Here is a 14,358-nt window from a genome sequence, read left to right as displayed (position 1 = left end):
TTCGTTCAGCTCCGTCCGCTTGAATTTGACACCGGCTTACCGATCACGACGGTATAGCGGAACAACGGCCGCCAAGAATACATCATCTGGTTGATCCCCGCCGCCTGCTTGAGTCGCTTCCAATCCTGCGATCGAAAGCCTTTGGCCACGGACAAGGGACCGTCATTACGAATATACCGGTTGGAAGACATAATCCGCGTCGCAAGCCATACCGCCGTCCAAGCGATCCAATGCCGATGGATATCATTGACGACAACGCCCAGCCGCGCCCCTCGCAGCATACTCACGATGACGCCGGGAAGTTCCTCTTCTGCAAAATGATGCAGCAGCTGCGTTCCCGTCACGATATCAGCGCCACCTTCAGGAAGCTTGAACAGATCTCCCCGCATGACCTGAACGCGCGGCTCATTCCGAAAGAAGAGACGCGCTTCGGCACATGCTTCTTCGGTCATATCGACTAACGTGATCGCAAGATCAACACCTTGCATCGTAGCCCATTGCAGCACGCGCCGATTCACGTCGCCAGAACCGGCGCCAACGTCCGTAATCGTTAGACGCTTCGGCTTGCCTGCCGCCTGCCATAGCTGCTTAACCCCATACAGCGTCGGTGCCGATGCGACGAACAGTCGATTCAACAGGCGAAGCTCCCGTAGCGCTTCACGCAGCTCCTCTCCACCGCTGGAGAAGTCGTCCATGAGCTCAGCCGCCGAAGCCCGGCCCCGCAGTTTATAAAACATATTGCGCATCCTCCGCGCGGCGCTTGGATGTTACCTTGGAGGCCACATACGTGATCTTGATCATCTCCGCCGTCAATCCAGGGCCGAATGCTAACGCCAAGCCGGCTGCACGCGCTGTACCTCGCTCCCGCAGCTGCTCCCTCATTTTCTTCATGACGAACAAGATCGTAGCGGAGGACACATTCCCGATGTCTCGCAAGACGCCTAGACTTGGCGCGACTTGCTCATCCGACAGACCATATCTGGATTGCAGAACTTCGATGATTCCTTTCCCACCCGGGTGAATCGCCCATAATTCCAGATGAGCCTCCCCGATGAGCCGTGACACTTCGGCCGGAACATATTCACCGATCAGTCTCGGAATATTCGGTGACAGATACAGGTCAAATCCGGCATTCCCAACCTCCCAGATCATTTCATCAGCACCCCCCGGCAGCAGAACAGTGTGATCATCACCGAGCAGATAGACCTGCTGATGCTGCGGGCCGACCGCACCGATCACACATGCCGAAGCACCGTCGCCAAAAAAAGAAGCGCCGAATAAGGCATCCCGATCCCCGGATGGCTGAATATGAAGCGTGCACAATTCCACGCATACAATTAATACGTTCGCCTTCGGATCGCCGGATACCAGCTGCTTCGATAAGCAAATCGCCTTCATCCCAGCAGCACATCCGATGAAGGTCAGCGGGATTCGCATGACCGAAGGAGCAAGCCCCAGCTCTCGAACCAAAGCAGCATCGATTCCTGGAAGGAATTGCCCAGTACAACTGACCGTGATGAGATGCGTAATCCGATCGGCATTCATCTTCGCATCTGCCAAGGCGTCTCTTGCCGCGGATATAGCCAGCGGAACGGATGCTCTCTTATAGACGGCCATTCGTTCTGCCGTGGATGGAACCTCCGAACGATCTTCTTTCGGTAAATAACGACATGCCGAAGCCTCGTTCAGCAGGTCCGGCTCGCACGTATAGCGAGTCTCGACCCCGCATTGTTTGAATATTCTTCTGGCCCATCGGGCCGAATCCGGGTTGCTGCTCAGCGCATCGACGATCCGGCGCGTCGTATCTGCCTGGTCCATGCGATAGGGCGGCAACGCCGTGCCGATCCCTGTCATGGCAATCATTGGCTTTACAGCTGCCATACCATCATAACCTCCTCAATGTAGCGTTAACGGCTTATAGGACTCTTCGAAACTTCCAGTTAATTCCTAAGCCGTTCTCATCATCTTACCCATCACGGAACATGACAAAACCCAGTCCGATTCGGACTGGGTTCATATGGCGGAGGAGAACCATGGCTGCACAAACCACAACTCCCCGCCGCGTTATGCAAAAAGGTTATAGGTAAATGCGGCTATGCTAGCGACTACCCATTTCTTTTCGGTGACTGAAGTTTATTTTTATATTCACCCAATAATAAATGCTTCACGGTATCCGTCTTAAGAAATTCATGAGGAAATCCGAGTTCGATTCTACTTACCTTGTTCAAAACATCCATTTGTTCTTGCGTTAGCTGGAACAGTAGGCAACCCAAATTGTCTCTGATTTGGGCTGCCTTCCTAGCACCAAGAATTGGTATTGGCCCTTCTTTCCTTTGTCGAATCCAATTGAGCGCAACTTGTACGGGGGTCTTGCCCAATTCCTTTGCAATCTCCTCAACTGTTGCGACAATAGTTCGATTACGATCCGTAAGCCTATCCGCATTAAGGTCAGCACGTTTTGAATCCTCTGTAGTACCGTTCTTATTCTTTCCTGATAAAACTCCGCACCCTAACGGAGACCAAGCAGTTACACCGATTCCAAAAGCTTCAGCCATCGGCAACAAGTCACGTTCAGCCTCTCGCTGAATTAAGCTGTATTCCATTTGCAGTCCAATGAAAGGAGACCATCCCTGTAATGCAGCCATCGTATTCGCCTGCGATACGATCCATGCGGGTGTATTGGATATGCCGACATAAAGGATTTTTCCGACCCGAACCTGATCATCTAGCGCACGCATAATCTCATCAACGGGCGTCAAGAAATCCCTGTATGCAACCAGTATAAGATCGATATACTCTGTTTTTAATCTTTTCAAGCTGGCATCCAAAGATTGCACCAAACTTTTGCGATGATTTCCCCCGCCATTAGGGTTCTTGGGGTTCATTGACAGCGAATACTTGGTCGCAACGACGAACTTCTCCCGTTCCGAAGAAATGAATTCCCCGACATATTCCTCACTTTGCCCACCCGTGTATAGGTTGGCTGTATCAATAAAGTTTCCTCCCGCCTCAACATATGCATTGAATATTTTGCGGCTTTCTTCTTTATTAGCGCCCCATCCGCCAAGGTCTCCAAAAGTCATGGTTCCCAAAGCCAACTCGGATACTCTCAATCCGCTTCTTCCAAGCAATTTATATTCCACTTATTTCCCTTCCCATTTGCCCTACTAATATGCCCCTTATACAGTCAAACTGCCGTCTACAGTTACAACAGAACCAGCCATGAAGCTTGCTTTGTCAGAAGCCAAGAACAATACGGCTTCTGCAACCTCATTCGGTTGACCGTGACGTCCCATTCGCACGCGAGAAAGTTCTTCTGGTACATAACCGCCATGCTCAAACGACTCCGCCACACTTTTGAAGATTGCTGTCTCGATGCCACCTGGGCAAACGGCATTGATGCGGATTCCCTTGTTTGCGTATTCAATCGCCGCCCCTTTCGTTAAACCAATGACAGCTGCTTTACTAGCCGAATAAACGGCGATGCTGTGCTCTGGACGAATACCTGCGGACGAAGCTGTATTAATGATGGACCCTTTCCCTTGCTTTTCCATTACCGGGAGGACATATTTCATTCCGAGAAAAATACTCTTCACATTAATGGACATGATCCGCTCGTATTCTTGCATTTCGACTGTAGTAAACGGAGCGAACTTTTGAATGACCCCTGCATTGTTAAACAAGACATCAATTCGTCCATATGTCTCCACTGCTTGGTTAACGAAATTCTCCACGTCCTCTTGCTTGGAAACGTCCGCTTTTACGAAAATGCCCTCTCCGCCATTATTCTGAATGAGCTTCAGCGTTTCTTCTCCCAAACTCTGATTGAAATCTACCAGAACCACCTTGTATCCGTTTTCGGCTAACTTCAAGCTGGTTGCTCTCCCAATTCCGCTGGCTGCTCCTGTTACTACCGCTACTTGATTTGCATTAGACATATTAATTTCTCCCTTTAAGTTATATTTTTTACTTTGAATAAAAATAGTAGGCGGGTCCACTGTCACTATTCCCCAAGGTCCGCATCTTTTTTAGCTTGTCCTGTTTCTTGTCCTTAATTCCATATAGCCTTCATAGTTGCCCTCATATAAAACGGCGCCCTCGGAGCTAAGTTCCACGATTCTGTCCGCCAGCTTGTTGAGAAAATAGCGGTCATGGGATATAAAAAGAAGCGTTCCTTCATAATTCAGGAGGGTTGATTCCAAGACTTCCTTACTGGATAAATCCAAATGGTTTGTCGGCTCATCCAGAACGAGCACATTTGCTTCTTTTAACATGAGCTTGGAAAGGGCAACGCGCGCTTTTTCACCACCACTAAGTGAAGATATTTTCTTGAATACATCCTCGCCTGAGAATAGAAAGTTTCCCAGAATCGTTCGAATCCTAGCCTCTTCGATATGCGGACAATGACTCCATACCTCGTCCAAAATGGTATTAAGGGGATGTAAAGAGGATTGCTCTTGGTCGTAGTATCCAATCGTCACCTCCTTTCCCCACGTTATCTCCCCACGATCCGGCAGTAACTCGCCGATTAAGGTCTTTAGCAGGGTCGACTTTCCAATACCGTTCGGACCGATCAAAGCAACTTTTTCGCCACGTTGAAGCCCAAAACTAATGTTCTGCAATAACGGCTTGCGTTCACTCTCTACACCTAAAGAAATGCGAATATCGCGAATATGCAGCACCTCTTTGTGTGAGGTTTTCCCGACGCCAAACGTTATTTTTGCTCGCTTTAGGTTTGCGAGGGGCGTATCTATACGATCGATTCGTTCAAGCTGCTTACGTTTGTTTTTCGCACTTTTCGCAGAGGTGGCACGAACAATATGTCGCTCAACGTAATCTTCCATTTTGGCGATCTGTCCTTGTTGCATCGCGTACCTCTTTGCAAGAACTTCTTTATTTATCTCCTTCTCCATCACGTACTTAGAATAATTGCCTATATAGCACCGGACTTGTGTTCTTTCAAGCTCATAAATGACTGTGACAAGCGAGTCCAGAAAATACCGGTCATGCGAAACAACGAGGATCGCGCCGGGATAGGAGCGCAAATATCCTTCCAACCAAGCCAATGTCTCAAAATCCAAGTGATTCGTCGGCTCATCTAGTATGAGCAGATCCGGTTCGCTGAGCAGTGTTTTCGCAAGTGCTAGTCTTGTTTTCTGCCCACCGCTTAGTGTATGAATGGGGGTATCCTGAGGAAAATCTCCGAAACCCATGCCGTGAAGAATTCCTCGGATTTTGTACTCGATCTCATAGCCACCGTGCTGCAAAAACCACTCGGATTTAGTCGCATAACGATTCATCGTTTCTGCGTAGTTTCCGGCATCTTCCATAAAGGCAGGGTCGCTCATTTGTCTTTCTAGCTCTCTCATCTCTTTTTCGACCTGGACCAAATCGGTGAAAACACTCAACAGCTCGCTCCCAATCGAATTCTCAGGATGAAATCCACTGTTTTGGCGTAAATAGCCGACTTTCGCGCCTTTTGCGAGATAGATCTCCCCTTCGTCATAAGAGAGATCACCTGCAATAATTTGCAGAAGAGTAGATTTGCCTGCACCGTTCACGCCGACAAGGCCAATCCGATCACCAGGTTCAATTTTCATAGATACTCCAGAGAGTATTGGAGTGCCCCCATAGATTTTGCTGATTCCGTTTATTTGAAGTAACATTTACCATCTCTCTTTTCTTATATAGTAAAACCCCATCCTTTCGTGAGTATTTCGCCTACCTGGGATCCATAAGAACGTTTTCATTCCGTTTTTCCTCCTTTAGAGAACGCAAAAAAAGACGCCGACAAAAACCGGCGTCTTTTTTTGCGTTATATGATCGAAAATTTGCAATGGAATTATTATGCAAATTTTACTCAAAGAAGGCATATGATACCGGCACCTGTTTTCGATATGAAATTGGCATGCTTATAAAAGGGCAGACTTGTCCCTTTGCATGCAAATCTCCGCGCAGAATGGGTACTTTTACCATTACTGAATCAGTATCGAAATTAGTGTGCATCACGTTTGCCTCCTTTCATGGAATGAGATAAATAATTTAACGCTCTTAATAATAAGTGAATATAACTAAAAAATCAATATAACGAATTCACTACACCAAGGATTCCCAGAAGCCAAGCATCCGACGATTCATCATATTTTTACGTTTCAATTCTTCCGGCAGATGAAGCCCAATGGTGCTTTACAATTGTACCGGTTGACCTTGCTGAAGCGATTGATATCCTGCGAGTGCAACGTTTGCTGAGTGCAGACCATCTTCGCCAGAGATCGGAACAGGTTCCCCGCTAAGAATCGCATCTACGAAGTCTTGGATCATGTAGGCGTCCATATTATCGCCCCAGAATTCCCAAGTCCCTTTACCGTTTACCTTACTGTAGAGCTCGTTCTTCTGCGCGAACCCATCCACCGAAATGACGCCCTTCGTGCCGACAATCTCCATCGTCACATCGCCCCAAGTTGGAAACGTGCCATTTCTCGACCAGCTCGTATCTAACACCCCGAATACACCGCTCGCAAATTTCACATGAATCATGCCGGCATCCTCTACCGCGATGTTCTCTTGGAACAGCGGTGCTGCATACGCATATACTTCCTTTACGTCACTGCCAATGAACCAATTCATGAGATCCATCACATGTACGGTATGATCCAACAGGGCCCCGCCGCCCGAAAGTTCTGGTTCAACGAACCAGCCGCCTGGGAAGCTGCCTCGATTCGTGCCCTTAATCGCGATAATATCCCCGATTTCTCCGCGCTCAACGGCTTTCTTCGCTTGAATTACAGCAGCCAAATAGCGGCATGGGAAGGCTGTCATCAGCTGTACATTGTTATCCCGACAAGCCGCGATCATCGCCTCCATGCTCTCCTTGGTAATCCCGAGCGGCTTTTCGCAGAGGACATGCTTGCCACGTCTAGCCGCTTCGATCGTGATCTCGGCATGATACACATTCTCCGAACAAATGACGACCGCATCGATATCCGTATCCAGCAGCTGCCGATAATCTTCGTAATAAGACAATTGATGCGCGCGTACAAGATTCTCTACCCGGCTTGGCACCGAATCCGCAATCCCTGTTACCTCGACCTCAGGCAGCGCATGCAGCGAATTGAAATAAGAGAATGCATGACCATGCGCAAAACTAATCATTCCGATTTTAAGCTTCTTCATGTTTCATTCCTCCTTATCGTTGTACCAATGGAAGATGGATTGCTTGGCCTGTCCTTGCACTCTCTATCGCAGCCACCGCCAATTCCAAGGCTTTGTAGGCATCATTAGCCGTGACAATCGACTCCGAGCCTGTGCGAATACAATCGATGAAGTGCAGCAGCTCTAGCTCATACGGGCTTTGGAATCCGGGGCTTTCCGGAACCGTCACGAATGTGCTCGCCTCGGAAGTGGATGGCGCTTTATGGATTTGCAGCGAACTGCTCTTCAGACTATTAGCCATCACGATCCCTTCGCTGCCGGCGATTTCGGCCTTGGTCTGGAACTGCCCTGGGAAGCCCCAATTCGCTTCCACATTAGCAACGGCTCCGCTCTCGAACTGTAGCGTAACCAAGGCATAATCGAGTAGCTCTTCCCTGCGATTGAGCCCGTACACGGTTTTAACTTCACCCAGCGACCAGCGCAGGAAGTCCAAATCGTGGATCATCAAATCGACCATGACGCCACCGCTCTGTTCAACCTCGTTATACCATGCCTTTGTCGCCCCGGGATGTCCGCCGATTCGACTCGCATGTGCGACGCAAGCACGGCCTAATTTCCCCTCATCCAAGGAATGTTTCATGTTGACGTAATCCGGGAAGAACCGAACGACATGCCCGACGAACAGGCGAACGCCGTTCTCTTCACAGCAGCGGATCATCTGTTCCGCATCCTCGAGATTCAAGGCGATCGGCTTCTCGCTGATGACATGCTTGCCCGCCTTGGCTGCGAGCATCGTATATTCCTTATGCAAATAGCTAGGCAGCGCAATACTGATCACATCAAATTCAGCCTGCTCCAGCATTTCCTCAAATGAGCTGTAAGCTACAGCCCCTGTCATACGAGCTGCATCGTCAGCCAGATCCTGTTGTATATCACAAACGCCCGTTAATTCCACATCTCGCATACCTGCATAAATGCTCGCATGGATACGGCCCAATCCACCGCAACCTAATACCGCTACTTTCATCGCTGCATCCCCTTCACTTGGATATGTACTTCCCTATAGAAAAATGATACATTCAGGGAAGACCCACGTATATGCGGTTAATTAACCGATTTGTATCCATATTTATTCTAGAGGTCGTTCAAAAAGCCATCTTTTGATCACGAAGAATTTCAAATAGCATATTCGACATCGAATCTTGCGTTCACCCTTGAAGTCCGGTACTCATTTAGGTTTTGCCTAAACTCCGTTCCTCCTTCTTCGGGTTCTCACAACCTTCTCGGTGCTGAAAAGTCGACTTTTTGAACACATACTTCTAAGGAAAATAGCGAGGTTGGCATAGTGCAAATTATTCAAGAACCGATCCATTATCAGAACCCGCAATTATGTATGAAAGTATGGAAATTTACGCATACAGGTGATGAGCATGAAGGTCCTGTGCATTGGCATTATCACAAAGAGGTGGAGTTTGTCCTTGTCGTAGAAGGCGTCCATGAAATGCATACGCCGACCCACTCGTATCGGCTGATTCAAGGCGATGTCGTGGTCATCGGTTCCTCACAGCTTCATCGAGGACTTACGCCTGTTGGACAAGATGTTGCGTATATCGTCCTTCACATTGATCTAGAGCCGTACTTCGATCCGGCGATGATGCATTATACGAGACATTTCATGGAAGTGCTGAATCCGCTCGAAGACTTGAATTACATTTTTCGCAAGTTCCCGCACGTACAGCGTGAAGTCGGGGCAATCCTGTATCACATCCATGAGGAAGTCATGCAGAAGAAGAAAGGTTACGAAATTGCGGTCAGTATGCATATCAAGCACCTGCTTCTGACGCTGCTGCGCAATGATGACCAGGGACTCTTGCTTGCGCATGAATATGTCGATGCAGACGTGCTTCGTCCAGTGACAGCGTATATCGAAGCTCATTTGGCGGACAAAATTGATATGAGTGAAGTAAGCCGAATGGCGGGGATGAGCTACACGTATTTCTCGAAATATTTTAAGAGCAAGGTCGGAATCTCTTTTACCGATTTCGTCAATCGGAAACGAATTGCCAAAGCGGAGCGAATGCTGGCCATCGGCAACAAGAACGTTACCGACATCGCAGAAGCCGTAGGCATTGAGAACATGGCGCATTTCTATGAATTGTTCAAACGATTCTGCGGCTGTACGCCTAGAGAATATAAACGGAAGATGAGAGGAGTGTAGCTATGAAAAAAGACGATGATTCTATCCATTCAGAGTTATCCCTGCAAGAACTTCCCTATAGCCAAGAGAATGAGGAAATCGTGAAGAAAAACTTCTGGACCAAAACGAAAAAATTCGCCGGTAAAATCCCATTCACCAAAGATGCCGTTGCGATGTACTATTGTGCGGTTGACGCCAAAACCCCGTTATGGGCCAAAGGAATCGCCTTCGGCGCGCTGGCATATTTCATTTCACCGGTGGACGCAATTCCAGATGCCCTGATTGGACTTGGATTTACCGATGATGCCGCCGTGATTGTAGCAGGAATCAAGGCCATTTCCGGCCAAATTACGGACGAGCACCGGGAACAAGCTGATAATTTCTTACATGGAGATGACAAAAAGGCGCAGCCGTAAGCTGCGCCTTTCTTTCTGTATCTGTTATTGGCTGACGATGCTTGACACGAGATAAGGTCATCGAGGTCTTCACTTGTTGGCCCGCTGATCCCATACACGTCTTGATTTCATCTCGAAACGAGGCAGTACGCCGGATTCAACTTGTTCAACCTCGATACGCAGCCCGATTCTTTCCCGGAGGCGAACCTTTAAATCACTGACCATATCTTCTGCTGCCTCGATCTGTACACGCACTTGATTCATTTCTTCCAAGGTGTAATAGACAAGGCGGAATTCTGTAATCTGCGAAAACTCGCGGACAATAGACTCGATAGATTGCGGAAAAATGTTGATTCCTCGAACGATAATCATATCATCCGCACGTCCGATAATTCCTCCTGGAAAAAATGAGTATGGATTGCCGCAAGCGCAAGGATTGCTGGCTCTGGTTACTCGATCACCCGTTCGATAACGAATTAACGGGAATCCATAACGGCCCAGATTTGTCAGCACCAACTCTCCGCTCTCTCCATCTTGGACAGGTTCCAAGGTGTTCGGATCGATCACTTCCGCCAAAAATTGGGCTTCATTCACATGAATTCCGTTTTGCAGCGAACAAGAGTAACCATAAGCGCCTACTTCGGTCATCCCGACGTGGTCAAAAAGCTTCGCATTCCATAAGCTTTCGATGCGCTGTCGCACTGACAGAATAGAGCCTCCCGGTTCTCCGGCCGTAATGATGGTATTCACGTGAGAGTTTTTGATGTCGAAGCCGTTCTGCTCCGCGAGTTCAGCCAGATGCAGCGCATAGCTCGGCGTGCACAGCAGCACATTCACTTTATTTTCAATGATGCTGTACAGTCTTTCTAATGACGATTGACCCCCGCCTGGAAGGACAAGAGCACCTGCATCCTTAGCTGCTTCATACGCAGCCCAGAAACCAATGAACGGTCCAAAAGAGAAGGCGAGAAACAGCCGGTCATTACTTGTCACTCCTGCGGATTGCAAAACCTCCTGCCAACACGCCTGCCACCAGTCCCAGCTTTCCTTCGTATCCAACACTTTTAAAGGTCTGCCTGAAGTCCCTGAAGTTTGATGGTAACGAATATAGCTGGATTCCGGATAAGAATGATTCAGACCATACGGAGCATACTGAATCTGGTCTTCTGCAAGTTCCTTTTTTGTAGTCAACGGGATGCTGTGCAGGCTGCTTAAGGAACGGATCGGCAAAGGAAGTTCACTTAATTTATGTTTATAAAACTGATTTCGCTCCAGAACGAAGACTAAAAGCTGGTTTAACTTTTGCAGTTGATAGGTTTCAAGCTCGACTTCGTCTTCGCGGACTCGATAAGAAGCTGCCGTGTTTTCCAAGCACCCCGACCTCCATAAACGTTGGATTATCAACACGAATCAAGGCAATAAGGGAACGAACTCATCCACGATGTCTTGACATCCATTGTTGTCTGCATAATCCTCTTCTCTCTGCAGGTTGAACTTCTCCATGACCGGAAGGTCACTGCAAGAGAACAGATAGGCGTCTGCACTTGACGTATTGACGTGTTCATGCCAAGCCCAATTCGGCACAACGAAAAAATCACCCTGAGACCAACTGAATTTCACACCATTAATAACCGAATATCCCGAACCTTTGAACACGTGGTAAATGGTTGCATGCGTATGCCGGTGGGCTTTGCCTGCGAATCCCGCAGGAAGCTTCTGAATCCAGGAAGCGATATTCGGGTGCGACGTCGAGCCTGTGGAAGGATTGATATACTCTACAGCATGGCCATCATACATATCTGGTTCGAACTCGCCTAGACTATCCAATGCTTGCCGCGTCTGATTCCATTTATAACTGCCAAGAGGGGCAGCCGTAGGTGTGCGATCTGAAATCGGTCTGACCATCCCTCCCGCATAACGCCGTGCCGAATAATTATCCGGGACAGATGGGGCTTCGATTTTGTCCGGATAAGGTTCGAAAAAAGTACCGCCAATGCTGTAAATCAGCGGAATATCCAAACAATCCATCCAGATCATCGGTTTGGTACCAGTATGAGAATGTCCGTGCCATAACCCTTGCGGCGTGATCAGGAAGTCACCTTCCTCCATGAAAATCCGCTCGCCTTGAACGATCGAATAAGCTCCCTCGCCTTCCGTGATAAACCGGAGCGCCGACTGCGTATGGCGATGAGAAGGAGCCGTTTCACCCGGGAGAATGAGTTGAACGGCAGCATAAAGCGTCTGCGTCGTCGAAGCCCAGCCCCACGGCTCTCGGTTCATCAGTCCTGGATTCTGAAGATAAATTGCTCTTCGTTCTCCCCCTCGATCAGGTGTGAATATTTCTTTGGCCTCCATCAGTTTCGCGTAAAGCGTCTCCCACTTCCACAAATAAGGGACAGCTTGTGGCTGCGGTTCATGATGCATCAGCGCAGGAATCGCGTTCCACAATGGTCCTAAATGAAATCGCTCAATTTCTTGATTGAAATCCAGCACCTGTTGGCTTTGAATATAATTGTTCTTTTCCACTTAACTGCCTCCCTTTACATCGATTGGTTGACTTGCTCATATTGCTGAAGGTTTCGTTGAATTTGGTTCAAATGTTTCTGCAAATGCTCAATCAACAGATGTGAGACGATAAACGCCATCGGTTTGATTCCAAAGCGTGGATTGCGGCTTGAAGCCTCGATAGCAAGATCTTCATCACGGACAGAGCCAAGAACTTCCTTGGCCATTTGCTTACCTTGTACAATTCCGTGCATTACATCGGCTAGCTCACGCTGCCCAGCAGAAGCTACCGCTGCTAATCTTGCTTCATCCTGAAGCCCCCGCCCCCATTCCGTGCCAGGAGATTTGACAGTGCACTCAAGCTCCTTCAACCAATAAGGAACAGCCTCCTCCACGTGGCATAGGATTTCCATGACGGACCATGCCTCCTCGGACGGCTTCCAATTCAGGACCGCTTCCGATAGACCCGTCGCTTGATTCATCAGTTGATCCGACAGACGTTCAATCTCCTCGATGGCATGCTGCGTCTTACTCATCGCGATTCCCCCTGCTTCACTTTTTTAACTTGATTGGTCAGGACGCCGATCTGATCGATTTCAATGGATACGACATCCCCGTCCTGGAGAAACACTTGAGGCGCTCTAGCCACGCCGACGCCCCCAGGCGTTCCTGTCAGAATGATATCTCCGGGTTCGAGCGTCATAAGATTTGAAAGAAATTCGACCAAATAGGGAACGGTGAACACCAAATTTTTCGTATTGGAACGTTGACGTTCCTCGCCGTTGACGGTTAGTACGACATCCATTCCCGAAGGATTCTCAATCTCGTCGGTTGTTACGAGCCATGGGCCCATGGGGGCGCTGCCTTCTACGGTTTTTCCCTGAAGCCATTCAATCGTTCTGCGCTGCAGATCGCGATAGGTGACATCGTTAGCGATGGTGTAACCGGCAACGTAGTCCAGTGCATCCTGCTGCGTAACGTTTCTGGCCCGTTTGCCGATCACAAAAGCGAACTCTGCCTCGTAGTCCAGCTGATCGGACACCGGATACAATGGGATATCGTCCTGTGGACCGATAATGGTATTCGCAAACTTCGCGAAAACAACGGGATATGGCGGTAGCTCTCTGCCCATTTCCAGTATATGTTCCCGGTAATTGTGACCGACGCAGATCATTTTGGATGGATGCTGAACAGGGGCTTCCAACCGCACATCGGAGATTGACAGGATCACTTTACGAGAGAAATGAATTCCGCTTTGCGTAGCGAAGGCGATGGCTTCCTTGGCCAACGCCTTACTTTGTTCTCCACCCTGCAAAAACTCCACCATGTTCGCAGGCACATATGCATCCGCAATGGGCTTGGCCCGCAGTTGTCCCTGCGCCTTCAGCATCTCTTCGCATGCATAATTTAAATCGATGATACGATCCTCAATACATGCGCCGATTCTATGGTTGCCTTCGTGGTTAAAACTAACTAATCGCATACATAGCTCTCTCCTTATGGATGACTTAAGAACTTACTGTACGTAAAATTGATTCTTGTACAATCCAATCGGCCAATATCCGGATTCAAATACGGCGACCAAAGGAAGGAACGGGTTGTCTCCCAATTGCCCCGCTTCCGCGAACTTCGCCCAGCCCACGGCCAAAGCGCTGACATATAATGCTGATCCTACAGCATAATTCAGCGTCTTCTCTCCACATGATCCAAAAGCCCGATAAGCACCGTCATAGGCTGCATGAAATACGATTTCCATGAAATCATTGAAAATAAAGACGAACTCATCCTGCTGCCCTACTGCCTCTGCAGCCTGACGAATCCGTTCGGGAATAGGAGACAAATGACCCCACAACGGACTTTCGGCCAAATTCATCTCGTCAATAACAGCGGATAATTCGTCCAGTGAAAGCCAACGAACCGTAAAATCCGATATCCCAAACCCGCTTCCAAACATCTCAAGAAGATTAGTAACTAAGGGTTTGCCTTGCTGCTCATACGCCGAATACCACCGGATATTTTGGATTCTCGAAGCCAGGGACGCAGCAAACTGGCTTTGTGGGTATTGGGTATTCATATTGGAAATTCTCAATAGATTTGCCATGCTCCATC

14 protein-coding genes are annotated in these 14,358 nt (G+C 48.5%); 2 read left to right on the top strand and 12 right to left on the bottom strand.

All coding sequences use genetic code 11. The features are described 5' to 3' along the window. Window positions 1-5 precede the first annotated feature (5 nt). The 7 genes from ACFQZR_RS01935 to ACFQZR_RS01905 all read right to left on the bottom strand — a co-directional run bounded on the left by ACFQZR_RS01935 (window position 6) and on the right by ACFQZR_RS01905 (window position 8,179). Complete coding sequence (locus tag ACFQZR_RS01935; RefSeq protein ID WP_379342368.1) at window positions 6-737, bottom strand: methyltransferase domain-containing protein; 732 nt, start codon at window positions 735-737, stop codon at window positions 6-8. Further along, the gene (locus ACFQZR_RS01930) at window positions 727-1,881 is read right to left on the bottom strand and encodes a type III polyketide synthase (protein ID WP_379342366.1); all 1,155 of its coding nucleotides are present in this window, start codon (window positions 1,879-1,881) and stop codon (window positions 727-729) included. Before ACFQZR_RS01930 ends, ACFQZR_RS01935 begins: the two co-directional genes overlap by 11 nt. Window positions 1,882-2,105: 224 nt before the next feature. Further along, window positions 2,106-3,143: an aldo/keto reductase gene (locus ACFQZR_RS01925; protein WP_379342364.1), complete on the bottom strand. Its 1,038-nt coding sequence runs from the start codon at window positions 3,141-3,143 to the stop codon at window positions 2,106-2,108. Between the two features lie 36 nt (window positions 3,144-3,179). Continuing rightward, window positions 3,180-3,938 (bottom strand): SDR family NAD(P)-dependent oxidoreductase, encoded by a 759-nt coding sequence (locus ACFQZR_RS01920; RefSeq protein ID WP_379342362.1) that lies wholly within the window; start codon window positions 3,936-3,938, stop codon window positions 3,180-3,182. Window positions 3,939-4,028: 90 nt separating this feature from the next. Beyond that, window positions 4,029-5,666: an ABC-F family ATP-binding cassette domain-containing protein gene (locus tag ACFQZR_RS01915; protein WP_379342360.1), complete on the bottom strand. Its 1,638-nt coding sequence runs from the start codon at window positions 5,664-5,666 to the stop codon at window positions 4,029-4,031. Window positions 5,667-6,186: 520 nt separating this feature from the next. After that, the gene (locus tag ACFQZR_RS01910; protein ID WP_379342358.1) at window positions 6,187-7,173 is read right to left on the bottom strand and encodes a Gfo/Idh/MocA family protein; all 987 of its coding nucleotides are present in this window, start codon (window positions 7,171-7,173) and stop codon (window positions 6,187-6,189) included. 13 nt (window positions 7,174-7,186) lie between these two features. Next, on the bottom strand, window positions 7,187-8,179 hold the full coding sequence (locus ACFQZR_RS01905; protein WP_379342356.1) for a Gfo/Idh/MocA family protein: 993 nt from the start codon (window positions 8,177-8,179) through the stop codon (window positions 7,187-7,189). Window positions 8,180-8,497: 318 nt separating this feature from the next. Between ACFQZR_RS01905 and ACFQZR_RS01900 the strand changes: the two genes are divergently transcribed. Further along, window positions 8,498-9,370 carry a helix-turn-helix domain-containing protein gene (locus tag ACFQZR_RS01900; protein WP_379342354.1) on the top strand — a complete coding sequence of 291 codons (873 nt, stop codon included), beginning with the start codon at window positions 8,498-8,500 and terminating at the stop codon, window positions 9,368-9,370. A gap of 2 nt (window positions 9,371-9,372) precedes the next feature. Next, on the top strand, window positions 9,373-9,765 hold the full coding sequence (locus ACFQZR_RS01895) for a YkvA family protein (protein WP_018756872.1): 393 nt from the start codon (window positions 9,373-9,375) through the stop codon (window positions 9,763-9,765). Window positions 9,766-9,834: 69 nt separating this feature from the next. Here the strand turns inward: ACFQZR_RS01895 and ACFQZR_RS01890 are convergent, their stop codons facing one another. Genes ACFQZR_RS01890 through ACFQZR_RS01870 form a run of 5 tightly spaced genes read right to left on the bottom strand, consistent with a single transcriptional unit; the run spans window position 9,835 to window position 14,350 of the window. Further along, a complete protein-coding gene (locus ACFQZR_RS01890) occupies window positions 9,835-11,115 on the bottom strand; it encodes a phenylacetate--CoA ligase family protein (protein ID WP_379342352.1) in 1,281 nt (426 codons plus the stop codon). Between the two features lie 39 nt (window positions 11,116-11,154). Further along, window positions 11,155-12,270 carry a cupin domain-containing protein gene (locus tag ACFQZR_RS01885; protein ID WP_379342350.1) on the bottom strand — a complete coding sequence of 372 codons (1,116 nt, stop codon included), beginning with the start codon at window positions 12,268-12,270 and terminating at the stop codon, window positions 11,155-11,157. A 14-nt stretch (window positions 12,271-12,284) separates the two neighbouring features. Continuing rightward, window positions 12,285-12,785, bottom strand: coding sequence for a DinB family protein (locus tag ACFQZR_RS01880; RefSeq protein ID WP_379342348.1), 501 nt, complete (start codon window positions 12,783-12,785; stop codon window positions 12,285-12,287). Beyond that, the gene (locus ACFQZR_RS01875) at window positions 12,782-13,732 is read right to left on the bottom strand and encodes a fumarylacetoacetate hydrolase family protein (RefSeq protein ID WP_379342346.1); all 951 of its coding nucleotides are present in this window, start codon (window positions 13,730-13,732) and stop codon (window positions 12,782-12,784) included. The genes ACFQZR_RS01880 and ACFQZR_RS01875 overlap by 4 nt, the downstream gene beginning before the upstream one ends. Window positions 13,733-13,765: 33 nt before the next feature. Continuing rightward, entirely contained in the window at window positions 13,766-14,350 is a 585-nt protein-coding gene (locus tag ACFQZR_RS01870; protein WP_379342344.1) for a hypothetical protein, read from the bottom strand. Between the last annotated feature and the right edge of the window lie 8 nt (window positions 14,351-14,358).

Origin of the sequence: Paenibacillus sp. GCM10027629 (genome assembly GCF_042676425.1) — a bacterium.
In the GTDB taxonomy this organism is placed as follows: domain Bacteria; phylum Bacillota; class Bacilli; order Paenibacillales; family Paenibacillaceae; genus Paenibacillus_K; species Paenibacillus_K terrigena.
The sequence above is the reverse complement of the archived record's forward strand: the minus strand, read 5'-3'. Positions and strand labels throughout refer to the sequence as shown.